The organism is Citromicrobium bathyomarinum (genome assembly GCF_038594605.1).
Classification (GTDB): domain Bacteria; phylum Pseudomonadota; class Alphaproteobacteria; order Sphingomonadales; family Sphingomonadaceae; genus Alteriqipengyuania; species Alteriqipengyuania bathyomarina_B.
Map to the genome: position 1 here is coordinate 149,572 of NZ_JBCFZM010000001.1, position 25,384 is coordinate 174,955.

The 25,384-nt window shown below is 63.4% G+C and carries 24 protein-coding genes and 1 tRNA gene; 16 read left to right on the plus strand and 9 right to left on the minus strand.

Annotated elements, in window-relative coordinates; all coding sequences use genetic code 11:
- Positions 1 to 6: 6 nt before the first annotated feature.
- From AAG612_RS00710 to AAG612_RS00720, 3 genes are all read left to right on the plus strand, one after another.
- Positions 7 to 2,283 carry a sensor histidine kinase gene (locus AAG612_RS00710; protein ID WP_342506256.1) on the plus strand — a complete coding sequence of 759 codons (2,277 nt, stop codon included), beginning with the start codon at positions 7 to 9 and terminating at the stop codon, positions 2,281 to 2,283.
- A gap of 62 nt (positions 2,284 to 2,345) precedes the next feature.
- Complete coding sequence (locus AAG612_RS00715; protein ID WP_342506258.1) at positions 2,346 to 3,062, plus strand: response regulator; 717 nt, start codon at positions 2,346 to 2,348, stop codon at positions 3,060 to 3,062.
- Complete coding sequence (locus AAG612_RS00720) at positions 3,028 to 4,044, plus strand: chemotaxis protein CheB (protein ID WP_342506260.1); 1,017 nt, start codon at positions 3,028 to 3,030, stop codon at positions 4,042 to 4,044. Before AAG612_RS00715 ends, AAG612_RS00720 begins: the two co-directional genes overlap by 35 nt.
- 101 nt (positions 4,045 to 4,145) lie before the next feature.
- Here the strand turns inward: AAG612_RS00720 and AAG612_RS00725 are convergent, their stop codons facing one another.
- The gene (locus AAG612_RS00725) at positions 4,146 to 7,640 is read right to left on the minus strand and encodes an ATP-binding protein (RefSeq protein WP_342506261.1); all 3,495 of its coding nucleotides are present in this window, start codon (positions 7,638 to 7,640) and stop codon (positions 4,146 to 4,148) included.
- 629 nt (positions 7,641 to 8,269) lie between these two features.
- Here AAG612_RS00725 and AAG612_RS00730 point away from each other — a divergent pair.
- Positions 8,270 to 9,988, plus strand: coding sequence for a methyl-accepting chemotaxis protein (locus AAG612_RS00730; protein WP_342506262.1), 1,719 nt, complete (start codon positions 8,270 to 8,272; stop codon positions 9,986 to 9,988).
- A gap of 139 nt (positions 9,989 to 10,127) precedes the next feature.
- Positions 10,128 to 11,471, plus strand: a complete 1,344-nt coding sequence (locus tag AAG612_RS00735) for an alginate export family protein (protein WP_342506263.1) — start codon at positions 10,128 to 10,130, stop codon at positions 11,469 to 11,471.
- Positions 11,472 to 11,872: 401 nt separating this feature from the next.
- On the opposite strand, the gene AAG612_RS00740 is transcribed toward AAG612_RS00735, so the two are convergent.
- Positions 11,873 to 11,964: transfer RNA gene (locus tag AAG612_RS00740), tRNA-Ser, on the minus strand.
- A gap of 251 nt (positions 11,965 to 12,215) precedes the next feature.
- Between AAG612_RS00740 and AAG612_RS00745 the strand changes: the two genes are divergently transcribed.
- The 5 genes from AAG612_RS00745 (at position 12,216) to map (ending at position 15,957) form a co-directional block, all read left to right on the plus strand.
- Positions 12,216 to 13,034, plus strand: coding sequence for a DUF1134 domain-containing protein (locus AAG612_RS00745; RefSeq protein ID WP_342506266.1), 819 nt, complete (start codon positions 12,216 to 12,218; stop codon positions 13,032 to 13,034).
- A 59-nt stretch (positions 13,035 to 13,093) separates the two neighbouring features.
- Entirely contained in the window at positions 13,094 to 14,272 is a 1,179-nt protein-coding gene (locus AAG612_RS00750; RefSeq protein WP_342506268.1) for an amino acid aminotransferase, read from the plus strand.
- Between the two features lies 1 nt (position 14,273).
- Complete coding sequence (locus AAG612_RS00755) at positions 14,274 to 14,846, plus strand: GNAT family N-acetyltransferase (RefSeq protein ID WP_342506270.1); 573 nt, start codon at positions 14,274 to 14,276, stop codon at positions 14,844 to 14,846.
- A gap of 120 nt (positions 14,847 to 14,966) precedes the next feature.
- Positions 14,967 to 15,188, plus strand: a complete 222-nt coding sequence (locus tag AAG612_RS00760; protein WP_342506273.1) for a ParD-like family protein — start codon at positions 14,967 to 14,969, stop codon at positions 15,186 to 15,188.
- Between the two features lies 1 nt (position 15,189).
- The gene (map, locus tag AAG612_RS00765) at positions 15,190 to 15,957 is read left to right on the plus strand and encodes a type I methionyl aminopeptidase (protein ID WP_342506274.1); all 768 of its coding nucleotides are present in this window, start codon (positions 15,190 to 15,192) and stop codon (positions 15,955 to 15,957) included.
- A gap of 148 nt (positions 15,958 to 16,105) precedes the next feature.
- On the opposite strand, the gene AAG612_RS00770 is transcribed toward map, so the two are convergent.
- Genes AAG612_RS00770 through AAG612_RS00800 form a run of 7 tightly spaced genes read right to left on the minus strand, consistent with a single transcriptional unit; the run spans position 16,106 to position 20,429 of the window.
- On the minus strand, positions 16,106 to 16,576 hold the full coding sequence (locus AAG612_RS00770) for a hypothetical protein (protein WP_342506276.1): 471 nt from the start codon (positions 16,574 to 16,576) through the stop codon (positions 16,106 to 16,108).
- Between the two features lie 15 nt (positions 16,577 to 16,591).
- Positions 16,592 to 17,209 carry a riboflavin synthase gene (locus tag AAG612_RS00775; RefSeq protein ID WP_342506277.1) on the minus strand — a complete coding sequence of 206 codons (618 nt, stop codon included), beginning with the start codon at positions 17,207 to 17,209 and terminating at the stop codon, positions 16,592 to 16,594.
- A 1-nt stretch (position 17,210) separates the two neighbouring features.
- On the minus strand, positions 17,211 to 18,185 hold the full coding sequence (gene ribD, locus AAG612_RS00780) for a bifunctional diaminohydroxyphosphoribosylaminopyrimidine deaminase/5-amino-6-(5-phosphoribosylamino)uracil reductase RibD (protein ID WP_342506278.1): 975 nt from the start codon (positions 18,183 to 18,185) through the stop codon (positions 17,211 to 17,213).
- Positions 18,169 to 18,630 carry a hypothetical protein gene (locus tag AAG612_RS00785; protein WP_342506279.1) on the minus strand — a complete coding sequence of 154 codons (462 nt, stop codon included), beginning with the start codon at positions 18,628 to 18,630 and terminating at the stop codon, positions 18,169 to 18,171. The genes ribD and AAG612_RS00785 overlap by 17 nt, the downstream gene beginning before the upstream one ends.
- 55 nt (positions 18,631 to 18,685) lie before the next feature.
- A complete protein-coding gene (locus tag AAG612_RS00790; RefSeq protein ID WP_342506280.1) occupies positions 18,686 to 19,405 on the minus strand; it encodes a M48 family metallopeptidase in 720 nt (239 codons plus the stop codon).
- Positions 19,402 to 19,842 carry a YcgN family cysteine cluster protein gene (locus AAG612_RS00795; RefSeq protein WP_342506281.1) on the minus strand — a complete coding sequence of 147 codons (441 nt, stop codon included), beginning with the start codon at positions 19,840 to 19,842 and terminating at the stop codon, positions 19,402 to 19,404. Before AAG612_RS00795 ends, AAG612_RS00790 begins: the two co-directional genes overlap by 4 nt.
- On the minus strand, positions 19,830 to 20,429 hold the full coding sequence (locus AAG612_RS00800; protein ID WP_342506283.1) for an SCO family protein: 600 nt from the start codon (positions 20,427 to 20,429) through the stop codon (positions 19,830 to 19,832). Before AAG612_RS00800 ends, AAG612_RS00795 begins: the two co-directional genes overlap by 13 nt.
- A gap of 106 nt (positions 20,430 to 20,535) precedes the next feature.
- On the opposite strand from AAG612_RS00800, the gene AAG612_RS00805 reads away from it, so the two are divergent.
- From AAG612_RS00805 to AAG612_RS00830, 6 genes are all read left to right on the plus strand, one after another.
- Positions 20,536 to 21,159: an ankyrin repeat domain-containing protein gene (locus tag AAG612_RS00805; RefSeq protein ID WP_342506284.1), complete on the plus strand. Its 624-nt coding sequence runs from the start codon at positions 20,536 to 20,538 to the stop codon at positions 21,157 to 21,159.
- A gap of 34 nt (positions 21,160 to 21,193) precedes the next feature.
- Positions 21,194 to 21,874, plus strand: a complete 681-nt coding sequence (locus tag AAG612_RS00810) for a COQ9 family protein (protein ID WP_342506285.1) — start codon at positions 21,194 to 21,196, stop codon at positions 21,872 to 21,874.
- A 61-nt stretch (positions 21,875 to 21,935) separates the two neighbouring features.
- A complete protein-coding gene (locus tag AAG612_RS00815; protein ID WP_342506286.1) occupies positions 21,936 to 22,178 on the plus strand; it encodes a FeoA family protein in 243 nt (80 codons plus the stop codon).
- A 1-nt stretch (position 22,179) separates the two neighbouring features.
- Positions 22,180 to 24,024 (plus strand): ferrous iron transporter B, encoded by a 1,845-nt coding sequence (gene feoB, locus AAG612_RS00820; RefSeq protein ID WP_342506288.1) that lies wholly within the window; start codon positions 22,180 to 22,182, stop codon positions 24,022 to 24,024.
- Positions 24,025 to 24,113: 89 nt separating this feature from the next.
- A complete protein-coding gene (gene ssb, locus AAG612_RS00825; RefSeq protein WP_342506290.1) occupies positions 24,114 to 24,650 on the plus strand; it encodes a single-stranded DNA-binding protein in 537 nt (178 codons plus the stop codon).
- A gap of 36 nt (positions 24,651 to 24,686) precedes the next feature.
- A complete protein-coding gene (locus AAG612_RS00830) occupies positions 24,687 to 25,025 on the plus strand; it encodes a hypothetical protein (protein ID WP_342506292.1) in 339 nt (112 codons plus the stop codon).
- The last annotated feature ends 359 nt before the right edge of the window (positions 25,026 to 25,384 follow it).

Sequence of the window (25,384 nt, forward strand, 5' to 3'; positions counted from 1 at the left end):
GAGCGGATGACCGCCCGGGGCTGGTTTCTGGCGATCGTCTTCTGTGTCGTTGCAACCGCCGCAAGCTCGTTCCGCATCGTTCTCGCCCCCGGCTTCGAGTTGTATCTCGGGCCGCTTTTCTACCTGCTGGCCTATCGGATCGGCGGGCTCCGACTGGCGCTCCCGATGGTGGTTCTGACCATGGGCGCATCGGTGCTCTGGTGGGGGCACGTGTTCACGATGGTGATGGCGTTCGCCCACGTCGTGTTCGTCGATCGAGTCCGTTTTCTCGGTCGCTCGCTCGCGATCGCGACGGTTGTTTTCTTCCTCACGATCGGGGCGCTTGCGGCCTACCTGTTCCTCCATTTCCACTATGGCGCCTCGCCGACGATCATTGCCCTGGCGATCATTCGGAAGGTCATCAACGAGGCGCTGATGGCGGCGCTGGTCGATCTGGCCATGTCGCTGCTGGCGGTGAATCTTCGTGCCGGTCGTGTTTCGAGACAGCGGACCTTCAGCCTTTCCGAGCTGCTGCCTGCCTCGATCATGCTCATCGTCCTTACCTCCGCGCTTGTCCTTTTTGTCGGGAGCGTTCAGAAATTTCCGCAGGATTTCAGGGCATTTCAGGCAGAGACAGGCCTGCAGGTCGATCTGCGGATCGGGCGGGGGATTTTTCGCGAGGAGCCTTTCCTTGGGCTGGCCGAATTGACCCATGCGGGGATCACTCGCCAGAAGGTGCTGATTTCGGAGCAAGAGAGCAGCCTGCGCTCGCCCGCTGCGATGGCCCAGTTCGGTTGCGAACGGATCGACGACGGCTCGCAGGTCACCGGCCCGAACGATCGCAACACCTTCGCCTATTGGGTTTCGGCCTGCCAGCTTGCCCAGACCGAAATCGCGGGCGGCGATTATTACTACCTGTTTTCGACCCGGCCGCTGGCGGAACAGGCCTATCGCGGCGTGCTGGTGCAGATGATTGCCCCGGGCGTGTTGCTCGCTTTCGCCATCCTGTTGCAGCTGTTCCTCACGCGGGCGCTCAACCGATCGCTGCGCGCGTGGAAAGATGTGGCCGAAGGGTTTGGTCGTCCCGGCCTGTCCGCGCCGGGAGAGCTCGCCTTTACCGAGTTCGATCGCCCGATCGCCGCGATTGTGGCCGCGAACAACAGCTTCGCGGGGCTCGTGGAAGAGCGCGCTCGGATCGCCAGCGCCGTCGAGGAACTCAAGACCGAGATGGATCTCAGTCTCGCCGCGAACATTTTCTTCGATGCAGAGACGTCCACCCTGCATTTCCAGGACGTCAGTCTCGATCGCGTGGCCCAGGACCGGTCCGAAAAGGTGCATCCGAACGACTGCATGGTGTTCGCCGAAATGCGCAACGCGGCCGAAACATTCATCGAGTTCCGGTTGGCAGGAGACGACAAGAAAGACTGGTACCTGCTCGTCGCTCGCGATCTGCGTGGCCCGGGCAAGTGGCGTTCGGGCTGGATGGTGCGCCTTCGCCAGTCGAAGCTGGCCCAGAACCGCATGCTTCAGCAGGCGCGACTGACAGAGCTGGGCGGCATGGCGTCGGCGCTCAGCCACGAACTCAAGCAACCGCTCTTTACCATTTCGCTGTGCGCGGAGAACGGGCGTCTATTGCTCGATCAGGAAGACGACGATGGCGTGACCCGTGCGCGTGGCAAGCTGGACCGGATCAGCGAGCAGGTGGACCGGGCGCGGGACATCATCGCGCGCATTTCACGCTATACCCGGATCGAGGATAGCGACCCGGAGCCGCTCGATCTGGGCGATGCGATCGGAGCCACGCTGTCTTTCATGCGGCCGCTGCTTGTTCAACACGATGTGGGCGTGCAGGTCACGATGCCGGACGGTCCAGCGCCATCGCTGCTTGCGCCACGGGTGGGGCTCGAGCAGGTGATGGTCAACGCGATCCAGAACTCGGTCGATTCCATCGCGACACGCCGCGAGAACGGTGAAAACTCGTTGACAGGCGCGATCGCCATCGGCGTTTCCTATGTCGACGGTGGGCTGCGGATCAGCATCAGGGACAACGGCACCGGTGTTTCACTGACCCATTCCGAGAATGCATTCGACGCTTTCGCAACCACCAAGGATTCCGATCGCGGTACGGGCCTTGGCCTCTATATCTCGCGCCAGATCATCATGGAAATCGGCGGCAAGATCGCGATCGCGTCGCGAGAACTGCCCGAACGTGGCGCGATCGTAACGATCGACTTCCCCAAATTCGTCGTTGTCACCCCGGATGCGGTCCGCAAGGGTAGGCCAATGGAAGTGACGGATGGCTAAGCCGGTACTGCACATCATAGACGACGATGAGGAGATCTGCTCCGAAATCTCCTATGCGTTGCATGCCGCCGGCTATATTTGCTCGTGGGCGACCTGCCCCGAGCGAGGGGGCGCTGCGGGTCGCCTGGCAATGGCGTCGCCCGGTAGACGGTGGTGACGATATCCTCGACCTGGTGTGGGAAGAAAGCGGCGGCCCGCCGGTTGAACGCCCCGAACGCAAGGGCTTTGGATCGACCGTTATCGAGCGGATTCTGCGCGCGCAGCTGAGTGCCAAGACCGAAATCGACTTCGCGAAGGATGGTCTGAGGGTGACCTGCGCCATACCCAGCTCGCGGATACTGCCAGGTTCGGTGACCGACGGTCAGCCACAGGCTTCGCCCGCTTCCACTCTCCCCCCCGTCGACCTGAGCCTTATCGAAGGTGCGCGTATCCTCGTGCTCGATGACGAATGGCTGGTGGCCGAGCAGTATACGAACTCGCTGATGGGGGCAGGCTGCTCGGTCGTTGGGCCGTTCAATGATCTGGAGAGTGCCATCGAATCGGTCGAGAGCGAACAGCTCGACTTCGCGGTGGTCGATTTCAATATCGATGGCGACGAAGCCACGCCGCTGCTCAACCTGCTCGAGAAGCGCAACGTGCCGTTCCTCGTCGTTTCCGGTTACGGTTCGGAACTCAGGTTGGCCAGCAAGCTGAAAGAGCGCGCGTTCCTCGCCAAACCGGCTTCACCGGCCGCCATGCTGTCGCGTGTCGCGCAGGCGATCAGGCGCCGCGATGGGTGAGGGCGCGCAACGCCGCGACCGGATCGGCATCGGCGGCAGCGCCGGTGGGCTTCCCGCCTTGCTCGATATGCTCGCTGCGTACGAGCCGCAGGCACCGGCAGCGCTGTTCGTGGTGCTGCACCGCGCCCGGGAAGCCGGGCACCTGCTCGATATCCTGAAGCAGCGCAGCCCCATCGACGTGGTGGAACCGGCCGACGGGGCGCGGATCGCGCCGGGCTGCCTGCATCTGGCGCCGCCCGACGCCCATATGGTCATCGGCGAGGATCATGTTCACCTGCGGCGCGGCCCGAAAGAAAACAACTTTCGGCCCGCGATCGATCCGCTCTTTCGCTCGCTTGCGATTTTTGGAGGCGCGCGCGCCACGGGGGTGATCCTCTCCGGCTATCTCGACGATGGTGCAGCGGGGTGCAGGGCGATCGTGGGCGCCGGCGGGGGGGTGATCGTGCAGGACCCCAACGATTCCACTTCGCCGAGCATGCCGCGCGCCGCGATCAGCGCGGTCGGGGAGCCTGAACTCATTGCCCACGCGGGCGTGATCGGCACCGCGCTGTCATCGCTTGTCGCGGAAGAAGCCGGGCCCACGCACCCGGTATCCGAGCAGGTGAAGCTGGAACTGATGATCGCAGGACTGGAGAAGGCCAGCATGTCGAGCGAGGACGAGCTAGGGCAGCTCGCGCCCTATAACTGCCCCGATTGCAACGGCGTGCTGTGGCGGATCGAGGATGGTCCGATCAGCCGGTTCCGCTGTCATACCGGGCACGCCTACACGCAGAATGCTCTGGCCCATCGGCAGGACGAATTGCTCGAACAGAGCATGTACGACACCTTGCGATCGCTGCGCGAAAAATCGCGGATGCTGCGCGATCTGTCGGAAAAAGACGACATCAATCGCGCGACTTTTCTGAAGCGCGCAGCGGAATGCGATGCCGACGCAGCCAATGTGGAACAACTCATCCTGTCGCGCACCGCGCGAGCGTCCTGACAGGTTTCGCATCGACGCCCGGCTTAGCGTCGTCACGTCCGGCCCCGGCGTCCACCATGGCGCCGCCCCACGAGGTTGGGATCCCCGGCCGCACGCCGGGCCTATCCGTCGGTGGTCGCCAGCGTGAGGCGCTCTCGAATGGTTTCCAGCATGGAGAGCATTAGCGCCTGATCCGTGGTGTCGAGCAGCTTGCGCTCCATTTCCCGGCAGAATTCACCCAGCGCTTGCTGCTCGAAATACCCGGCCACTCCAGCCGTCTGATGCAGCAGCCCGGTGATTGTCCGCTTCTTTTCCTCACTCAGCGATCCATCGGACACGGCGGCGTCGATCGCAGTGACGATCGAGGCGACCCTCTCATCGAACATGGCGCGAAGGCGCGGGTTGGTCCCGGTGCCGCTCATGCCTGCCGATGGCTCTGCAGAGGCTGCCGGATGCGGGGACCATTGGGAGATAGCTTCGTAAAGCTCATCGAGACGCAAGGGCTTTGTCAGGTGCGCCTGCATTCCCGCAGCAAGACAGCGCTGAACATCGTCCGAATAGGCGTTTGCGGTCACCGCCAGAATAGGGAGCGTCTTGGCATCGATGCCGGCCTTCCGGATTTCCCGCGAAGCCTCGAGCCCATCCATTTCCGGCATCTGCATGTCCATCAGCACCATGTCGTAAGGTGCCCCGTCGCTGCTCGCCTGGAGCACGGCATCGACCGCTTGCCGCCCGTTCTGGACGAGCGTGCAGTCATGGCCCGCCTTATCGACCATGGCGATCGTCAGCTCCTGATTGATGGGATTATCTTCTGCAATCAGGAAGTTGAGCCGGGCTGGATGGTCGTGGCCCGGCGTCGGCTCTTCGGCATCGCGCAGGGGCACGGCCACACCCTCGCTCTTCTCGAGCGGGAGTGTCAGTATGAAGGTGGAACCGACGCCCGGCTTGCTCTCCACGCGAAGTTTGCCCCCCATGAGTTCGGCCAATTCGGCGCTGATCGGAAGGCCCAGCCCGGTGCCGCCGTACCGCCTTGCCGTGGTGTCGTCGGCCTGGGTGAACTTGCCGAAGATACTCTCCAGACGATCCTCGGGAATACCGATGCCGGTGTCGCGCACGGTAATGAAGATCATGCCGGATTGGTCGGTCTGGCGGCGGCTGATCGAAGCCGAGATTTTGACCTCGCCTTCTTCGGTGAACTTCAGCGCATTGCCGACAAGATTGAGGATGATCTGCCGCAATCGCATTTTGTCGACGAGCATGCGGGCAGGCACTGCGGGATCGACATCGAGCGAGAGGCGCAGACCCTGATTGCTGGCAACCGGTTCCATTAGCCGTACGCAGCTTTGGAGAGTGTGTCGCAGGTCGGTCAGTTCATTGACGATCGCCATCTGCTTGGCCTCGATCTTCGCAAAATCCAGGAGATCGTTGAGCAAGCGGAGCATCGCATTGCTCGAATCCGCAATCATTTGCAGGCGCCGCTTTTGCTCGGGTTCCTTTTCTTCGGCGAGCGCAAGTTCGGTGAAGCCGATTACCCCGTTCATCGGCGTCCGGATCTCGTGGCTCATATTGGCGAGGAAGCTGGATTTCGCCCTGTCCGCAGCGCGTGCTTCCGCAATCGTTTCGGTCAGCCGTTCGCGCATGGCCGTCTCATCGGTCCGATCGATGATGACGCCGATGATCGCTGTCGCCTCCCCGGATTCATCGGTATCGACACGGCCACGCACTTCGACGTGGCGCAAGTCTCCGGTTGCACTCAGGAGCCGCGCCCTGAAACGATAGGGTTCGCATGTCTCCGCCGCAGCCGCCATCGACTGTTCGACCATTTCGCGGTCATCCGGGTGATAGAACTCAATTGCTTTTTCGATCGCCGGCGTATTGCCAGGGCGCAGGCCATGGAGGCGATACACTTCATCGGACCAGCGAACTTCATGGGCTTGCAGATCGTAATGCCAATGCCCGATATGGGCCGTAGCCTCCGCCAGCTCGAGCATACGATTATGCTCGGCGAGCTCAGCCGTCGCCTCGTCCACTTCGCGCATGATGTGGCTCTCTCGCCGCTGGAAGATTGTCAGCAAGATGCCAAGGAGCAAGGTGATGATGAGGCCGCTGGCGAGGGCAAGAGCAGGCGCGCTGGAAACCGAACGTCTTTCGAATGGACGCAGGCTGCTCCAGCGCAGGGTGAACGGTTGCCCAGCCAGCCAGATCGTGTTTTCAAGCGCGAAGGCAGGGTTCTCGGCCTTTTCGCCAGTGACATAAAGGCGCGCGGCCGGATCGCTCGCTTCGCCATGGAACACCTCCAGCGCGAAATCCGTGCCTTGCGATGGGGTGAGATCGGACAGTAAGTCTTCCGCGACCATGGGTGAATACACCCATCGGCCGGTTGGTAGTCCGGCACCGTCGAGGACGGGGCGCATCAGCAGGAACCCGGGCCCTTCGCGCTGATCCTGCACCAGCACGATCGGGCGTGTCAGAACCGCGCTCTCGCTCTTCGTCGAGAGCGCAATCGCCTCGCGTCGCCCTTCCTCGAAGGCAAGATCGAGGCCCACGGCCTCGAAATTGGTTGCAAGCGGTTCGATGCGATTGATCACGAAATGCCTGTCGCGCGGCACGTCGGGATGGACCTGGATTCGATTCCCGTATTCCCGGGCAAGCTGCTCGCGGAATGCCGGCATATCCTCGCCATTCACCTCTTCGAACATGCCGAAGCCGTGCATCCCGGGATATGCGCGGACCAGATCCAGGTGAGTGACGTAATCGCCCCATTCGGCAGGCGTGATGTCACCTTCAACATTTGCGAAAGCGGCGCCGCCCGCCAGAGCTCGCTGATAGATCTGGAGCCGGTGCCGCAGCGCGTTGTCCGTGTTCTTGGCCAGCATTGCCAGGTTGGCTTCAGCCTGACGGTATTCGCGCTCCGACATGAACTGCCAGGCATAGAATGTAAGCAGCAATGTAGCGACGAGGCTGGTCGCGACCAGCGAACCGGCCCCTTGCAGCGATTGTCCGCGCCATCGGACGGCGACTGGCGACCAGCTGGATAGCAGCAGGATCGGCGTCACCAGGATCACGCCGAGCAGATCGCCAGCATACCAGGTCAGCCAGTTTCGCAGAGCCATCGATGGATCGACCGTGCCCGCGAGCATCAGTGCCGACACTCCGATGGTGGAGGCAATGATGCATGGCAACAGTACGACCAGCAGCACGAGCCGGAATATCTCGCGGGAGTTCGCAAGTTCGATCCCGTCGGCAAATCGACGGGCTATCCTGAAACCTACCACTGCTTGCAGGCTGGCCCCGAAGGCTATTGCAACCCCCACTGCCAGGACCGGCAACTCTTGCTGGAAATCGAACGGGCCTTCGAAGACCGTTCTTATGTTGAGAAAGAAAGAACCCAGCCAGATACCGGGCCACAATCGGTCGCCACGGATAAGAAGGGCACAAAGAGCAACCCCCGATGCCGGCCAGATAATGGTCGCATAGCCCGGCGGTACGGCAAGCCAGATGCCGAGATATCCGGCAGCGAGATATCCAAGCGCCAGAATTGCCAAATCGCGAAGCAGCCGTGGAGGGACCTTGTCCTGCCCTGTGGCAGCGCGCTCGTTTGACTGTTTCTGCTGCATCTCATCCGATAGATTAGAGAAATATTCCAGGTGGTTGTAGTCCGTTGATAACCTAAAAAAGTTCGAAGCGCGATTGTTTCGGCCGGTCGCGAAACGATGACCGCTTGCGAGCCCCTGAGCGGGTCCGCGCCGCGAGCGCGCCAAGGGCGCTGAACGGAGGTGTGGGGGCTGGACGATACCGGCCCAGCCATCGTCGGCATCTGCCGTATCATCGCAGTTACCTGCGTGGCTACGCGAGGGGCCGTTCATCGAAACGTATCACAGCTCGTGCACCGGTGCCCACGTCCCCACTTGCGCAGGGATGACGTTCGACGTCGGTCAATGAAAGAGAACGTCGCAGACATCGTTTGGGTGCTGAGGCGCGAAGCCCGGCGGCAGAGACGGAGCGCTTCGATCTATATTATCAAGTCCCTCATTATATTGGATAAATAAGGCGCGCTTTCGACCCCAAACCCCCGTCGGCGTCCCCTCACGCAGCAGTTTTTCCGGCTGTCCGCCGCCATGCCAATCGCGATGGCTCTATAAGGCAATACTCGCCCTATATTTTAAAAAGCGCAGATTGGATGATTGTGACAGAACGTACCCAGAGGTCTCGCGGCTGGTTGGCAAAGCTCTCAATAAGCCGTCGATTGAATCTTCAGGCGGTTGCGGCCGGTTTGCTGAGCGTCGCGATCATTACGACGGTGGTTGGCGGTTCGATCATCAGCCGCGACATGCTCGGCAGAGCGGATGAGATGAACGAGGGCGCACTGTACTCCGCGCTGCTCGAAAAAGACTTCGCCTCGCTTGAGCGCGACGCTTTCCGGCACGCGCTTATGCTGAGCCCTGAAACCGAGAGCAATTACGAAAGCAATCTGGCAGACATGCGTACCTCGCTCGAAGATATGCGCGAGAAGATGGAAGCCGAAGACTTGCCGCTTGCCGACGTCGTCGGGCGGACCCTGGACGCGTATGAGCGGACAGTGAGCGAGGCTATTGCCGACGGCACGCCCGGGACCGCTGCGGTCGCGCGCATCGTCGATTCCGGCAACGAAGTCGACACGGCTATCGAGGCGATCCGCGATCCCGCAATTCTGCGCGCCAGCGAGTTCTCCATCGAACAGCACGCACTCGCCAAATCCGTCATGATAATCACCGCGCTCATTGCGGTTTTGGCCGGCCTGGTATCCTTCTTCATGGCTCGTGCGATCCGCAACGCAATCGTCGGCGAACTCGGGAGCGTGCGTCAGAGCATCGCCGCGATCGAATCGGGCGAACTCGATATCGAGGTCGACCATGTCGAGCGGACCGACGAACTGGGCGAACTTGCGCGTGCGGCTGAGCGGCTGCGCGATACGACCAAGGAAAAGGTACAATCCGACGCCGAGATGAAGCGGATGGTCGAACTGGTCAGCGATCGGCTCCAGCGAATGGCCGATGGCGATCTCAGCGCCGACCTTCCCGAGCTCGGCGCGAGTTATGCCGAACTGCGTACCGACTTCAACCGGACGTTGAGCCAGCTTCGCGAAGCCATCGAATCCGTAAACGCCTCGGCTCGGGATATCCGGACCGGCTCGGTCGAGATCAGCCAGGCATCGGACGATCTTGCGAAGCGGACCGAGCGCAGTGCCGGCGAACTCAGCACGGCAACCGAAACCGTGACGGCCATTTCCGAGGGATTGCGCGATACCACACAAGTCTCTGCAGACGCCAATCGCGGTGTCGAGCAGGCCGTGAAGGAAGCGCGCCAGGGTGGCCAGATCGTAAGCCAGGCGGTCACCGCAATGGACAAGATCGAGAAATCGACCTCGGAAATCGCCAGCATCATCATGACCATCGATGGCATCGCTTTTCAGACGAACCTGCTTGCGCTCAATGCCGCAGTCGAGGCGGCCCGTGCCGGCGAGGTCGGCAAGGCTTTTGCGGTGGTCGCGGAAGAAGTGCGCCAGCTTGCCCAGCGTTCCGCTGAAGCAGCGCAGGATATTCGCGTGCTGATCGAGAACAGTACGAAGGAAGTTGCCGCAGGCGTCGAGATGGTCAGCGAGACTGGCCAAGCCCTCGATCGGATTATCGAGCGCGTCGGTTCCGTGACCGAGATGGTCAATCACATCAGCCAGGCGTCCGCCAAGCAATCGGGTGAGCTGACACGAACGAACGAAACCATGCTGTCGATGGACCAGATGACCCAGCAGAATGCCGCCATGGTCGAGGAAACCAGCGCAGCAGCACATAATCTGGCCAATGCGGCAGACACGCTTTCGGAACTGGTTGCCCGGTTCCAGCTAACGGCGGAGGCGCATCATGGTGCGGGGCTTCCCGACCGACCGGCCCGAATTGCGACAAGCAGCAATCTGACATTGGTCGCCTGAACGACCAGGCGCCTTCACGCGCTGCATTCCCAAGAAAAAATCGAAGACAGGAAGGAGATGGCGAGGCACCTCAAGCCCGAGGAATGTCTGCCGACAGGACATGAGCAAAGCAAAATTTCACGCAAGCGCACCTTCTTGGATGGCATTGGCTGGCGGCATCGCGCTCGCCGCAACGCCCGCCACCGCGCAAGAGGATACCCCATTCAGCCTGCAGGATACGATTGGGTCGGATGATTTCTCGATCGAAGGCGATCTGCGTTTTCGCTACCAGACCTATGACAACGGCTTCCGCTCCAACGCGCCGGATAGCGACGAGGCAATCACCATCCGTGGCAGCATTCGGGCGGAATACGACGCCGGGCCTGTAACTCTTGGTGGCGAACTGCGCGATGCGCGCGCCTATCTCAACGATGCGGATACACCGCTTTCGGCATCCTCGATCAATGCCCTTGAACTGGTGCAGCTCTACGCATCTGCGGATATCGGCGAGACCGCAAGCATTACGGGCGGGCGCTTCGTGCTCAACCTTGGTTCGAAGCGGCTGGTTGGCGACCCCGGTTTCCGCACCGCTGCCAATGCCTTCACCGGCGTGCGTTTCGACAGAGAAACGGCGGACGGCAGCAATCTGACGGTCTTCTACACGCTTCCGCAACAGCGCCTGCCCACGGACAAGGCCAGCCTGCTCGACAACAAGGTCGAATGGGACCGGGAATCGTGGGATCTGGAGTTTTGGGGGGGCATCTTTTCGCGCCCCGCGCTGATCGGTCCGTTCACCGGCGAAGTTTACGTCTATGTCCTCGACGAGGATGATCGCGCCGACAAGGCCACGGTGGATCGCCACCTGGTAACCCCTGGCGTGCGCTTCTACCGTCCCGATAAAGCCGGCAAATGGGATGCCGAATTCGAATTCGCCTACCAGGGTGGCAATATCCGCACCTCGAAGGATGCCAATGCGCCGCAGGTAGACGTCGACGCCTATACGGCGCATGCCGAACTTGGCTATAGTTTCGCAAGCGCCTGGTCGCCGCGCATTTCGGCCTTCTTCGATATTGCCAGCGGCGATGATGCCGACACCTCGGATTACAACCGCTTCGATCCTCTGTTCGGACCGCGCCGCGGTGAATGGGGTCCGACCGAGCTGTATGGCCCCTTCGGCCGCTTGAATATCCGCAGTGTGGGCGCCAAGATCGCTGCCAAGCCCAGCAAACGCCTGCAGGGCTTCCTCGGCTACCGCCACGCCTGGCTGGATTCGGCGACCGATACGTTCGCCAACACGAAGCTGCGCGATCCCTCGGGCAACGCAGGCCGTGACGGCGGCAACCAGGTGGAAGCGCGGATCCGCTATTGGCTGGTGCCGGGGCTCGTGCGCCTCGAACTTGGAGGCGCAATTCTCGACAAAGGCAGGTTCTTCCAGGAGGTGCCCGGTTCACCACAGACCGGCGCCACCCATTTCGGGTACAGCGACCTGACCTTCTCGTTCTAGGTTCTAGGTTCTGGGCTCTGGGCCGGAGCCGGAGATCGTTCCGGCCCGGCCCGTGTCCCCGAGGTTCGACGCGCTGGTTCCGTGGCCCGTCGACAAACTGAACCACCATCCATGCGCCACGTGTTGTGGCGTGGAGGCTTCGCGATGGCGGAACCTTGCCGCCACCGCTTGCCGGGCATCGTAGGAATACAGAGCTGAGGCGGAAGACTGTCATGCGGCGGCCTTCAAAGGGCCGGCCGACCTCACGCTAGTCGAAGCGGGGTCTCCTCGATACCCCTTTCGGCAGGCCTTTCTGGTCAATACCGGCCAGACACCCGAATATGGTCAAGTTACGGGTAAGATGGCCGGGACCGGATTTTGCCAGGCAGAGCCGCAATAGACCACTTATATTCGCTGGAAAATGGCGGAGACGGAGGGATTCGAACCCTCGATACCCCGATAGAGGTATGGCTCCTTAGCAGGGAGCTGGTTTCAGCCACTCACCCACGTCTCCGCACACGGCCCGCTGGCTAACTGCGGCCCGAGAGCGGCGCGCTATAGCCAGCGTGGTGGTGCGGCACAAGGGGCGCGTGCCATACAATCTGTGCCCTGCGCATTCGGGCGTCGGATCCGCAGCGCACGACTCGTCTCGCCTTGTTTTCGATTCGCCTCGCCGCCTCGCACCTTGATGCGCGAGGTTCATGCTATTCAGGCTACGCCCCGGTCGTAAGTGGAATTCTTCGCGATGTAAGAGGAGCGCAGGCCATGGCCCGCACAATTAGCACCCGACGCCTTGTCGCACTGTTCGCCACGATCGCCGCGATGGTGGCGACACCGCTCGCCGCCCAACCGATCGAGCAGGTCGATCCCAACGAAGCGATCGACGGGGACCTCGTGGAGAATCCCGGCGAGCCGTCGGTCTACGGCACCCCGGCGACACAGCCGCAATCTCAGCCGCAAGCGCCCGCGCAATCGGAGCAGCAATCGGGGGTTTCCGCCTGGACGGACCTTTCGCCGGAGACAGACGCGCCGGCTGCCGACCAGCCGCAGGCGTATTCCCAGAACAATTCCGCTGTGCCCGCTAGCCCCGCAGCCAGCGCCGAAACCTGGCAGGATGATGATCTGATCGGCGCGGCGCAGGACTTTTTCGGGGAGAATGCGGAGGACATCGCGCGGCTGATCGAGCGCGTGCTGGCCGATCAGGGCACGCCCAACGGCTATATCATCGGTCGCGAGGCGAGCGGCGCGTTCATCGTCGGCGCGCGCTATGGCTCGGGCACGCTGTACCACAAGATCGAAGGGCAGCGCCCGGTGTACTGGACCGGCCCCTCGATCGGCTTCGATGTGGGTGCAAACGGCGGCAAGACCTTCGTGCTGGTCTACAACCTGTTCGACACCGAAGAACTGTTCGCGCGCTTCCCGTCTGGCGAGGGACAGGCCTATCTCGTCGGCGGGGTGACCGCGAGCTATCTGCGGAAGGGCGACAAGGTGCTGATCCCGATCCGCATGGGTGCCGGGCTGCGGCTGGGCATCAATGCCGGTTACATGAAGTTCTCCAAGGAGCACCGCTGGTTACCCTTCTAGGCCGCGCCACGGCGATAAAATCGGTTGCGGTCGTGCGCGTGCGATAGCATGGGGCGGGCATGCTCGATCGCCTGCAAGACACTCCGCCCGACGCGCTGCTCGCGCTGATCTCGCAATTCGCCGCCGATGAGCGTGCAGACAAGATCGACCTCGGCGTCGGCGTGTACCGTACCGATGATGGCGCGACCCCTGTGTTCGAAGCGGTGAAGGGCGGCGAACGCCGCTTGCTCGATGAGCAGGACAGCAAAAGCTATCTGGGGCCCGAGGGTGACAAGGGCTTCGTAAAGGCCCTTATGCCGATCGTCTTCGGGGCCGACGCCGACACCGGCGACCTGATCGACGGGCTGCAGACGCCCGGTGGTACGGGTGCCGTGCGCCTCGCCGTGGCACTGGCCGAGCTGGCGGGCGTCACCCGCGTGCACCTCGGTGCGCCGAGCTGGCCCAACCACGTACCGATCATCGAGGATGTCGGGCTGGAGGCCGTGACCTTCTCGCATTCGAACGACGATGGCTCGGCCGATATCGACGCCCTGCTGGAGGTCATCCGGGCCGGGGGCGAGGGCGATGCGGTGCTGATCCACGCATGCTGCCACAATCCCACCGGCGTCGACTATTCGGCAGAGCAGTGGGACGCGATTGCCGATGCGCTCTCCACAAGCCCCGTGCTGCCGATCATCGACAGTGCGTATCAGGGCCTTGGTGAAGGGCTGGAGGAAGACGCGGCCGGCCTGCGCAAGGTGCTGACCAAGGTCCCCTACGCACTGGTCGCCTATAGCTGCGACAAGAATTTCGGCCTCTATCGCGACCGCGTGGGGGCATTCTATATCAAGGTCGCCAAAGCCGACGACATGGGCCCTGCATTGTCCAACGCCGCCGCTCTGGCACGCGCAAACTGGTCGATGCCGCCCGATCATGGTGCCGCCACGGTGCGGATCGTCCTGAGCGACGAGGGCTTGCGCAAGACGTGGTTCACCGAGCTGGAATCGATGCGCAAGCGGCTTCGCTGGGTCCGCGCGTATCTCGCCGGGGCGGACAACAAGGTCGAGGGCGTGCCGCTGGCGCATCTGGAGGAGCAGAACGGCCTGTTCGCGATGCTGCCGCTGAACAAGGACCAGATCGGTCGTCTGAAGACCGATCACGGCGTCTACATGGCAGGCTCCGGGCGCATCAACATCGCCGGGCTGACCAAGGGCAATATCGACAAGTTCATCGCCGCACTGGCGGACGTTGCCGCCTGACATGGACCGGCAGCCGGTCCTTGAAGGGGAGCGGTATCTGCTACGTCCCCTTGCTGGCGAGGACTGGGCCGCGCTTTATGCCGTCGCTTCGGACCCGGCAGTATGGGAACAGCATCCCATGCACGATCGCTGGCGTGCCGAGGTTTTCCGGGAATTCTTCGACGATGCGTTGGCCAAGGGCGGCGCGCTGGCGATCATCGACACGCGAAAGGGCGACATCATCGGCTCGTCGCGGTTCCAGGCGCTGAAGAGCGCCGAAGACGACGAGGAAGAGCAGAGCTCGGTCGAAATCGGTTGGACGTTTCTCTCCCCGAATTACTGGGGGAAGGGGGCAAATCGCGAGATCAAGCGGCTGATGGTCGGCCACGCGCTCAAGAGCGTCGATCGGATCGATTTCCGCGTCGGAGAGTCGAACTGGCGCAGCCGCATCGCGCTCGAGAAAATCGGCGCGCGACAGACGCGGCGCACCGATCTGGCCAAATATCAAGGCAAGCGGGTGCTGCACGTTGTGTATGCGATCACCCGCGAGGATTTCGCGAGCGGGCCGCTGGGCCGTGAATCGCTCGGCGATTAGGGGCCGTCCGTTCCGCCATCCTGCATTTTTTACGCTGGCAAGATGATTTCTTGCCGCGCTGGACAGCAGCGATTGTCGACCTATACGCGCTTTATATATGATTCGTATAAAGGTTGAGGAATGGGTCTGGTCAAGATCGACGACGAACTCCACGAGCAGGTCCGCCAGGCCAGCGCGGTTATGTGCCGTTCGATCAATGCGCAGGCAGAGTTCTGGATGAAGATCGGGCGGCTCGCTGAAGCCAATCCGACGCTGTCGTTCAACGATATCGTCAGGCAGCAGCTTGCGTTGGCGAGCGAGGGTGCCAGCGAAGACGACAGCGCAACGCGCGCGGCTGCCTGAGATGGTCAAGACCTCCGAAGAGCTCGCGCTGATGCGCGTGTCCGGGCGTCTGCTCGCCTCGGTGTTCGAGATGCTCGACACGCTCGATCTCCCGGGGCTCTCGACCATGCAGATCAATGATCTGGTCGAACGTTTCATCCGCGAGGACCTCTCCGCGAGACCTGCCAGCAAGGGGCAGTACGGCTACGAATACGTGCTCAACTGCTCGATCAACGAAGTCGTCTGTCACGGTGTACCGTCGCCGGATGTGATCGTGCAGGATGGCGACATCATCAACCTCGACATCACGCTGGAGAAAGGTGGCTTCATCGCCGATTCCAGCAAAACCTACATTGTCGGGGACGCGCCGCCGCACGCGCGGCGTATCGCGCGGATCGCACAGGAAGCAATGTGGGCTGGCATCCGCAAGGTCAGGCCCGGCGCGCATCTGGGCGATATCGGTTTCGCGATCGAGAAACATGCCAAGAAGCATGGCTGCTCGGTCGTCCGCGAATATTGCGGCCACGGCATCGGGCGTGAAATGCACGAGGAGCCGCAGGTGCTCAACCACGGTCGCCCGGGCACCGGCCTGCGTCTGCGCGAAGGGATGACCTTCACCATCGAGCCAATGGTCAATCTGGGCCGCGCGAAAACCGTCACCCGCGACGATGGCTGGACGGTCGTGACGAAAGACGGAAAGCTCTCTGCTCAGTTCGAGCATACGGTGGCGGTGACGGCGAACGGGGTGGAGGTACTGACCCTGAGGCAAGGCGAGAAGGCTCGCGCCTGATCCGCTACGGAGAGGGCGGTGCCGCGACTGTCCTACGCTGGTTCTCGACGCTAGGCTGCGGGTCGCTCTTTCACACCGTCGAATAGCCCTGATTCCACCCGGATATGGCCCGGGCGGTTTTTGCCCCTTGGACACTGTGTCAGGTGTGTCAGGCCGCGATCGCGAAGCGCTCCGCAAAGCCGGCATCCGGTCCGTCGCTATCGTCGTCGTTCGCTTTGGTGAGCCTGGCGGGCGCGCGCTGCGAGCGTTTTGATCGCGCCGCGCCGTTGCCGCCGCGCCGGACCTTGCGCGTTCGACCGAAGCCGGATCGCAGACGGGTCAGCACCCCATGCGCCCGGTTCCACGAGGCGGAGGCCGCGGCAATCACCACAACGTCGACATACAGCGCAAGATCGGCGGCGTAGACCAGGATCAGTTCCGGTCCGAAGATCAGGATCGCCTCGCCACCAAGCAACAGCATGGCCGTGGCGATCAACCAGAAGATGTACTGGTGCCGCTCGTGCGACACCAAGAAAGCGATCGGGCGCTCGACGAGATGTCTGGTGAGCATCCTTCGAAAAGGGATGTCCGGTCCGAACCGCATGGACAGCGCCAGCGCCAGCAACACCAGATAGGTCATCGATCGTTTCCCCTGTCAGCTCGCCAGAGCCTGCATCCGTTTCAGGTAACGCGCCAGCACGTCGATCTCGAGGTTGACCTTGTCGCCCGTTCCGAGCGCGCCGAGCGACGTCACCTCGCCGGTATGCGGGATGATGTTGAGCGCGAAGGTGCAGCTGCCGTCGGAAAGGTCGTCGACCGCGTTGACCGTCAGCGACACGCCGTCGACCGTGATCGACCCCTTGGCCGCGATGAACGGCGCGAATTCGGCGGGGGCGCGGATCGTCAGGCGGGTCGAATCGCCGTCGCTGCGCGCGGACACCACCTCGCCCACGCAATCGACGTGGCCGGTGACGATGTGGCCACCCAGCTCGTCGCCGAGCTTCAGCGCGCGCTCGAGATTGAGGCGGCGCCCATCGGCCCACATGTCGGGTGCGCTGCGCGACACGGTCTCGCCCGAGACATCCACCGCGAACCACGAATCGCCTGCTTTGCCTCCCCGGTCGACTACGGTCAGGCACACGCCGGAACAGGCGATCGAGGCGCCGATGGCGATGGTTTCGGGGTCGTATGGACAGGCGATGGTAACGCGCCGGTCGCCGCGCTGCTCGGTCGCCGAGATGGTGCCGATGGCGGATACGATACCGGTGAACATGCTAATCTCCCTGCCGCGAGCGCTCGAACGCCTCGAAGCTGTCGGGGCCGAGGCTGCGTCGCTCGACCGGCTGCCAGCGATCATGCGCTCGCGCAAGCTCGGCGAGGCCCAGCCCGCCAATTGCGCGCAGGCCATCGCCGATCAGGATCGGGGCGCGGTAGATCTCCAGCCGGTCAACCAGGTCTTCGGCAAGGAAGCTCGCAGCGGTCTGCGCGCCGCCTTCCACATAAAGGTATTGCGCCGGGATGCGGGTAATGTCGGCGGGCGCGGCGATGGTCTGCACGCCCTCGATGGCTTGCGTGGTCAGCACCCATCGCTCAGGGCTACGGCGGTCCAGACCCGGGAGCCGGACATCGAGGCGCGGGTTGTCGGTCCGCCAGGTCCCTCCGCCGACGAGGATCGCATCGGCAAGAGCCCTGCGGGAATGGACATGCGCGCGCGATGCCTCGCCGGTGATCCACTGGCTGGTGCCATCGGCCAGCGCGATGCACCCGTCGAGCGACATGGCGAGCTTGAGGGTGACATGGGGTCGGCCATGGCGCTGGCGGGTCAGGTATCCCGCGAGGCTGGCTGCGCTGTGCGGGCAAGCGATCGCCTGCGCATCGATCCCCGCCTTGCGCAGCCGCTCCAGCCCCAGTCCCGCAGTGCGATCATCGGGGTCGACCACGCCTGCGATCAGCCGCGCGACTCCCGCCTCGACCAGTCGGTCTGCGCAAGATGGCCCGCGCGGCGAGCGATGCGCGCAGGGTTCGAGAGTGGCGTAAACGTCGGCACCGCGCGCTGCCTCGCCCGCCATGTCGAGCGCCATTGCTTCGGCATGGGGACGTCCGCCCGCCTGCGTCCAGCCGCGCCCGACGACGCGGCCGTCTTTCACGATGATGCAGCCGACCGCCGGATTAGGATTGCTGGCGGGACGGCCCTTCAGCGCAAGACGCGCGGCGGCGGCCAGCCAGCGCGCGTCACTCGCTGCGGTCATCGGCGCTGCCGTCGACCGATCCGCCCGTCGCCTGCTCGATTCGCCTTTCCCGTTCGGCCGCTTCGCGCGCTTCCTCGGCCGCGATTTCGGCTTCCATCTTGTCGGTGTCGATCCCGGTCGCCTGGCCGAGCGCGCGGTACATCTCGCGCCGTTTCTCAAGCCGTGCATCCAGCAGCCGTTGGCGCGCTTCCTTGCGTTCCTGGTTTTCGAGGTTCGAAGCGACGATCTCGGCATCGGTCCGGTCGGGCGCGAAGGTGGTTATGTAAACGATGTCGGGCGTTTCTGGCGGCGCGTAGACGCGCTCCTGCGCGAAGAAATACAGGAAGAATGCAGGGAACGCGCAGGAGGCCAGAATGATTGGAATGCGATATGGCTGGGGTCGCCGGATCTCGTTCCAGAAGTCGCCAAGGCCACCGGCGACATCGTATTTGGGGCTGATACGCATGACCCCAACATAAGCGCACCGGCTTAACCTCGCCAGTCCGGATATTTCGGGGGATCTAGTCGAATGAGGCGAACAGGCCCGGCCCATTGGCTTTTAGCCAGGCTTCGGCGTGCGGAAGGTCGCCTTCGAACAAATCGGCCAGCAGAGCGTGAAAGGCCGGGGAATGGTCGAAATGCACTCGGTGGGCGGTCTCATGCGCGACGACCGAGCGGCGCACGTGGTCGGGTGCCATCACCAGCCGCCAATTGAGCCTGACGGTGCCGTTGGAAGAACAGCTGCCCCAGCGTCGCCGCGCGCCGGAGAGCGAGAAGTCGGGCGTGGAAAGCCCGGCACGGCCCGCGTAGAAGGCGAGGTCCTCAGCGAAGAGTTCTCGAGCTTCGCCCTGCAGCCAGCGCTTGAGGCGCGGGGTCAGCGTTTCGCGAGGTCCGCCGAGCCGGATTGCATTGTCGCTGGCGAGAACCCGGCGCGGACGGCTTTCGCACCAGTCGATGGCAAGGGCGCGACCCCTGAAGCTCAGCGAGCCGCCCGGCACCGGCTCGGCGCGGGCAGGCTTTTTCGCGCGCTGTAATTCCAGCCAGTCGGCGCGCGATTGCGCGAATTTCAATGCTTCGCGGGTGGTGCCCCAGCGCGGCAGCGTGACCCGTGCGCTCTCGCCATCATCGGCCAACCGCAGGGTCATGCGGGTGGCGCGCGGATGCCGCCGGATGACGAGCGGCAGATCGCCACCGGCCAGCGCGACCACCGGATCGGCGGGTTCGCGCAACCAGTCGATCATTCGGGCCACTCGACGATGTGATGTTCGAGCGGTCCGGCTGCGGTCTCGGAAATGACGCGCCCCGCGATCCCGGCGCCCTCGTGATGGACATCCTCGCGCGATCCGGTGAGCAGATAGTGCCACCGCGGCAACCGGCGTCCCTCGGCCCGGCGGCGATAGGCGCAGGTTTCAGGCAGCCACGGCAGCTTGTCGACCAGCGAGCGGGTGAGTTGCAGGCAATCGGGCACGTAGGTCTTGCGGTTGGGATAGTCGCGGCACCGCGCGGTCGAACAATCGAGCAGACGGCACGCAACATTCGTTTCCGCGATCTCGCCAGTGTCCTCGTCCTCCAGCTTGTGGAGGCAGCATCGGCCGCAACCGTCGCACAGTGCCTCCCACTCGGCCTGGGTCAGCTCGCCCAGCGGGCGTTCCCAGAACCGCTCCCTCATCGCACCCATTTGTTCAGCTCCGCGGCGACCGCTTCAGGTCCTTCGTCGGTCGGCAGCATCGCGATAGGCTCGCCATCGGGGCCGAAGAGAAACGTGATATTGGTATGCTGAACGAGGTAGCCGCCACCCTCGCTCTTCTCGCCGATCTGATAGGTGCCGCCGAAATCGCGGACGATCTTGTCGAGTTGTTCCTTGCCGCCGGTCATCCCGATCAGCCGGGGGTGGAAGGCGTCGGTGAATTCGGTGAGTGCTACGGGTGTGTCGCGATCGGGATCGACGCTGACGAACAGCGGCTGGATCTTCGCCGCGCGTTCGGGATGGGATTCCTCGAATTGCTTCAATCCGCCCATCGCGCGTTGCACGTCGACCGGGCATACGTCGGGACAGAAGGTGTAGCCGAAATAGATCGTGCGATACTGCCCTTCGAAATCGCTGAAGCTGACCGGCGCTCCGGTTTCGCCGGTCAGTGTGAAATCGCCGCCGAGAGCAGCGCCTTCCAGCGGCGGGGAGCCGGAATTCGGCTCGCCCGACGAACAGGCGGCAAGCCCCAGCGCGAGCGTGGCGAAAAGAGGCAGGCAGCTGTAAAGTGCGGTCATGGCAATCGGGTTCAGCGTCTGCTAATTGGGGGGTCGAGAAGGGCGTGGCCCTACGAACTAGGGCCTATAGCCAGCCCATAACAGGCTTTTAACAGGAGTGCATAAGGTGTCGCTGCCGTTTTTCCGCAATGGGGCCCGTGTGGCCTTACTCTCTCTGGTTGCACTGGGCAGCGCGACTTTCGCGCAGAGCGGGCTGCCTTCCGAAGGTACGAAATTTCTCAAGGCCGTGCGCGATGGCGATGGCTCCGCAGTGACGCAGATCGTCAAGGAATCGGCCAGCAACACGCTGATCAATTCGCGCGAGTTCAGCACCGGCGACACCGCGCTGCATATCGTGACGGCGCGTCGGGAAGCGACGTGGATTCGATTCCTCATCAATAATGGTGCCAATCCCAATCTTGCGAACAAGGAAGGCGTGACGCCGCTGATGCTGGCGACCCGCATCGGCCATATCGAAGGGGTCACCGAATTGCTTGAAGCGGGTGCGGACGTCGATCCGCTGTCGGTCACGGGCGAAACGCCTCTGATATTTGCGGTCCATCGTCGCGATGTGCCGTTGGTGCGCGTCCTGCTGAAACACGGCGCCGACCCCGACCGGACCGACAATTCAGGGCGCTCGGCCCGCGATTATGTCGAGCTGATCGGCGAGCGTCGGCTCTCCGAAGAATTTGCCGATGGCGAGGCGAAGCAGGGCGAAGACGCCGCCCAGCAATACGGCCCGAGCCTTTAGGAACGCCGGCTTTTCCAGGTACGAGAAAGACGCGATGATCGATAACCCCACCGACCTCACGCTGGACGAGCTGCGCCTCGCGCTTGCCCCTGCAATCGCCGATTCGGCGATCTTCGACGGCTGGACCGAGACTGCGCTGGTCGCTGCGGCGGAGATGGAGGGCGTCGACCCGGCGCTGGCCAGGCTCGCCTTCAAGCGCGAGGGACGCCAGACCGACGCGATGGTGATGGTCACGGCGTGGATCGAATCGATCGACGCAGCGATGGCGCGCGACCTTCCGCAAGAAGTGCTGGCGACGCGCAAAATTCGCGAGAAAATCCGCGACCTGGTGCTCTATCGGCTGGATGCCGTTGCAGGTCAGGAAGAGGCGATGCGGCGGGCGCTGGCGATTGGCTCCATGCCGCAAAACGTCCGCGCTTCGCTGCGCGGGGCGTGGCAGAGTGCCGACATCATGTGGCGGCTCGCCGGTGACACCGCGACCGATTACAACCACTATACCAAGCGGGCGATCCTCTCGTCGCTCTACAGCGCCACCTTGCTGGTCTGGCTCGACGACGAGAGCGAGGACAAGGCGGAAACCCGAGCTTTCCTCGACCGGCGGATCGAGAACGTCATGCAGTTCGAAAAGGCCAAGGCCCAATGGCTTGGCAGCGGGGAGCGCGAAAGGTTCAGCCCGGCACGCATGCTCGGCCGCCTGCGCTATCCCGCGAACTGATCCCCTAAGATTATTGATAATCAGTTGCATCTAGGGCTGCGCTTTGCCAGAAGCGCGCGCCATGACGCTCGAAAGCCTTGAACCCGGCAGGACAAGCCGGATTTCCGCCATCGATTGGGATGCACTGCCGACGGCCGATGCGAAGCGGATGCGCGCGCTCGGCTTCGATACCGGCGTCGAGGTGCGCATGGCGCATCACGGCGTCTTCGGCGGACGCGATCCGGTTGCAGTGTCGATCGGCCGGATGACGGTCGCGCTGCGCAAGAGCCAGGCCTCCGCGATTTCGCTCGAACTGGACGCGTAGCATGACCGAGAATTTCCGCGTTGCGCTGCTCGGCAACCCCAACTCGGGCAAGAGCGCGTTGTTCAACAAGCTGACCGGCGCACGCCAGAAGATCGCCAACTATCCCGGCGTTACGGTGGAGCGCGTGGCGGGCGTGCTCGCGCTGCCCGACGGTACGCAAGCCGAGGTGATCGACCTTCCCGGGGCCTATGCCTTCGATGCATCGAGCCCCGACGAAGAAGTGACCCGCAAGGTTGTGCAGGGCGATTTTCCCGGCGAGGCAGAGCCCGATGTGCTGGTGCTGGTGCTCGACGCCGGCAACCTCGAACAGCATCTGGTTTTCGCGCAGGAAGTGTTGGCGCTCGGCAAGCCGACCATCGTTGCGCTCAACATGGTCGACATGGCGGAACGTGATGGGCTGAAGCTCGACTCGACCATCCTGTCGCAGGCACTCGGCGTACCGGTGGTCGAGACCGTGGCGGTGCGCCGTCGCGGGATCGAGGACCTGACCGCCGCAATCGCGGCTGCACGCGCCGACGTCGGCACGCTCGCCGATCGCCCGAAGATCGACGCGACCGAGCGGCGGCTGGAAGCGCGCACCATCGCCAAGGCTGCGGTCTACCAGACCTCCAAGGCGCGCCGTATCGGCGACCGGCTGGATGGCGTTCTCCTTAATCCCTGGATCGGCCCGCTCATCCTGCTCGCGCTGCTGTTCGTTATGTTCCAGGCCGTGTTCGCCTGGGCCGCACCGCTGACCGACGCGCTCGATGGCGCGGCGGGGGGGCTGGGCGCGTGGGTCGAGGGCGCGATGCCCGAGAGCTTCCTGCGCGACCTGCTGACCGAGGGAATTATCGCGGGCGTGGGATCGGTGGTGGTGTTCCTGCCTCAGATCGTGATCCTGTTCCTCTTCATCCTGATCATGGAGGCGACCGGCTACATGGCACGGGCCGCCTTCCTGATGGACCGTTTGATGGCGGGCGTTGGCCTGTCGGGGCGCAGCTTCATTCCGCTGCTGTCCAGCTTTGCCTGCGCTATCCCGGGCATCATGGCGACGCGCAGTATCGCCGATCCGAAAGACCGGCTGACCACCATCCTGATCGCGCCGCTGATGACCTGTTCGGCCCGGCTGCCCGTCTATGCCGTCATCATCGCCGCATTCATCCCCGCGCGCGATGTGGGGGGCGGGATCGGGCTTCAGGGCCTCGTGCTGTTCGCGCTCTATCTGGCGGGTATCGTCGGCGCGCTTATCGTCGCGCTGATCCTGCGGGGCACGCTGACCAAGGGCGGGGCGACCGGCTTCATCATGGAACTGCCGCGCTACCAGTTGCCGTCGGTCGGCGACATCCTGATCGGGCTGTGGCAGCGCGCGTGGGTGTTCCTGCGCCGAGCGGGCACGATCATCTTCTCGGCCACGGTGATCCTGTGGCTGCTGCTCAGCTTCCCGCAGGCCGAGCCGGGCGAGAGCCAGGTCGACGCCTCCTTCGCAGGCCAGATCGCGGGCGGCCTGAACGTCGTCCTCGAACCGATCGGCTTCAACCGCGAGATTAGCCTCGCGCTGATCCCCGCGATGGCCGCGCGCGAGGTGGCGGTCGCATCGCTCGCGACGACCTACGCCATCGATGCCGACGACGAGGAGGAAGAGGCAGAAGGCCTCGCCAGCACGCTGTCGCAACGCTGGAGCCTGCCGACCGCGCTCGCCTTCCTCGCGTGGTTCGTCTTCGCACCGCAGTGTCTGTCGACCATCGCGGTCGCCCGGCGCGAGACCAACGGGTGGAAATGGCCGCTGTTCATGGTCGGCTACCTGTTCGCGCTGGCCTACATCTTCGCAGGCATCACCTATTGGAGTGCGGTGGCGTTGGGGCTTTAGCGAGCCTGTTCAAATTGGCGCCTTCCCTACTGGCCCCGATGCGTCCCATTCGATAGGCCCGGGGCAACACACACGAAGGGATACGAATCATGGCGGGCAGCCTCAACAAGGTCATGCTGATCGGCAATCTGGGCGCGGACCCGGAAATCCGCAGCTTCCAGAACGGCGGCAAGGTCGCCAACCTGCGCATCGCGACCAGCGAGACATGGAAGGACCGCAACACGGGCGAGCGGCAGGAGCGGACCGAGTGGCACACCGTCGCGATCTTCTCCGAAGGGCTGGTCAACGTGGTTGAGCGGTTCCTTAAGAAGGGCAGCAAGGTCTACATCGAAGGCAAGCTGCAGACCCGCAAATGGCAGGATCAGAACGGTCAGGACCGCTATAGTACCGAAGTGGTGCTGCGCGGCTTCGACGGAACGCTGACGATGCTCGACGGTGCCCAGGGCGGCGGCGGCGGCGGCTACGGAGGCGGTGGCCAGCGTGGCGGTGGCTCGGGCGGCGGTTACGGCGGCGGCGATCAGGGCGGCGGCTGGAACCAGGGCGGCGGCGGCTCCGGCGGCGACTCGGGCGGTAGCTCGGGTGGCGGCGCCAGTTACGACGATCTGGAAGACGACATTCCGTTCTAGGTTTTTGGCGGCATCGTGCCGTTGAGCCGGGCTCACATGTCAGACAGCACGGCGGAGCAAGGTGGCCGGATGCACATCCGTTCACTTAGCTTCTGCATGATTGCGGCGCTTGCGTGGGTGCTTGGTGCGCCCGGCGTGCTTCATGCGCAATCGCAGCCTGCCGCGCCTGCGCAGCATTTGCGATCCATCGATGCGGCCGAGGCAAGCCGTGTGCTTGATGCGTTGCGCCAGGAACAGGCGAAGCTGAGAGAGGGCAAGAAGACCTACTTCGACCTCTCAAGCGGTGCCCCTGCATCCTACGAGCAGAAACGCAACGGCCCGCGCGATGCCTTCGTGGCGCTTGACCTCGACGATGTGTGGCAGATCGAACGCTAGTCGCGTGATGGCGAAGTCTTCCCCCGCTACCAGCTCACGCTGAGGCCCGATGGGCACAACGCCCCGATCTGGACACTCGAGGTAACGATGACCTGGCCAAGGGATGTGACGCGAATCATCGAAGTTACGATGTTCTACGGTCCTACCGCACCGTTCTGACCGCACCTTTGGCTCCAAGCCCTGACACACCTGACACAGTGTTATAGGCGAGAAATCCTGTGGAGCGCATCTTGGCGATTTTGCGGTTCTATCGACGGTTTCAAAGAGCGACGCGATCCTGACGCGCGCCGTCGGGGTAGGACAGCGAAAACGGGTCGCGATATCGCCCTGACCGCTTGCGTCGCGTCTGGCCACGCCGT

Bases quoted from the DNA above. Each gene is read 5' to 3' on its own strand.
- AAG612_RS00710 (WP_342506256.1), top strand. From the start codon at position 7: ATGACCGCCCGGGGCTGGTTTCTGGCGATCGTCTTCTGTGTCGTTGCA.
- AAG612_RS00715 (WP_342506258.1), top strand. From the start codon at position 2,346: ATGCCGCCGGCTATATTTGCTCGTGGGCGACCTGCCCCGAGCGAGGGG.
- AAG612_RS00725 (WP_342506261.1), bottom strand. From the start codon at position 7,640: ATGCAGCAGAAACAGTCAAACGAGCGCGCTGCCACAGGGCAGGACAAG.
- AAG612_RS00735 (WP_342506263.1), top strand. From the start codon at position 10,128: ATGGCATTGGCTGGCGGCATCGCGCTCGCCGCAACGCCCGCCACCGCG.
- AAG612_RS00745 (WP_342506266.1), top strand. From the start codon at position 12,216: ATGGCCCGCACAATTAGCACCCGACGCCTTGTCGCACTGTTCGCCACG.
- AAG612_RS00750 (WP_342506268.1), top strand. From the start codon at position 13,094: ATGCTCGATCGCCTGCAAGACACTCCGCCCGACGCGCTGCTCGCGCTG.
- AAG612_RS00755 (WP_342506270.1), top strand. From the start codon at position 14,274: ATGGACCGGCAGCCGGTCCTTGAAGGGGAGCGGTATCTGCTACGTCCC.
- AAG612_RS00760 (WP_342506273.1), top strand. From the start codon at position 14,967: ATGGGTCTGGTCAAGATCGACGACGAACTCCACGAGCAGGTCCGCCAG.
- map (WP_342506274.1), top strand. From the start codon at position 15,190: ATGGTCAAGACCTCCGAAGAGCTCGCGCTGATGCGCGTGTCCGGGCGT.
- AAG612_RS00770 (WP_342506276.1), bottom strand. From the start codon at position 16,576: ATGACCTATCTGGTGTTGCTGGCGCTGGCGCTGTCCATGCGGTTCGGA.
- AAG612_RS00775 (WP_342506277.1), bottom strand. From the start codon at position 17,209: ATGTTCACCGGTATCGTATCCGCCATCGGCACCATCTCGGCGACCGAG.
- ribD (WP_342506278.1), bottom strand. From the start codon at position 18,185: ATGACCGCAGCGAGTGACGCGCGCTGGCTGGCCGCCGCCGCGCGTCTT.
- AAG612_RS00785 (WP_342506279.1), bottom strand. From the start codon at position 18,630: ATGCGTATCAGCCCCAAATACGATGTCGCCGGTGGCCTTGGCGACTTC.
- AAG612_RS00790 (WP_342506280.1), bottom strand. From the start codon at position 19,405: ATGATCGACTGGTTGCGCGAACCCGCCGATCCGGTGGTCGCGCTGGCC.
- AAG612_RS00795 (WP_342506281.1), bottom strand. From the start codon at position 19,842: ATGGGTGCGATGAGGGAGCGGTTCTGGGAACGCCCGCTGGGCGAGCTG.
- AAG612_RS00800 (WP_342506283.1), bottom strand. From the start codon at position 20,429: ATGACCGCACTTTACAGCTGCCTGCCTCTTTTCGCCACGCTCGCGCTG.
- AAG612_RS00810 (WP_342506285.1), top strand. From the start codon at position 21,194: ATGATCGATAACCCCACCGACCTCACGCTGGACGAGCTGCGCCTCGCG.
- AAG612_RS00815 (WP_342506286.1), top strand. From the start codon at position 21,936: ATGACGCTCGAAAGCCTTGAACCCGGCAGGACAAGCCGGATTTCCGCC.
- feoB (WP_342506288.1), top strand. From the start codon at position 22,180: ATGACCGAGAATTTCCGCGTTGCGCTGCTCGGCAACCCCAACTCGGGC.
- ssb (WP_342506290.1), top strand. From the start codon at position 24,114: ATGGCGGGCAGCCTCAACAAGGTCATGCTGATCGGCAATCTGGGCGCG.
- AAG612_RS00830 (WP_342506292.1), top strand. From the start codon at position 24,687: ATGTCAGACAGCACGGCGGAGCAAGGTGGCCGGATGCACATCCGTTCA.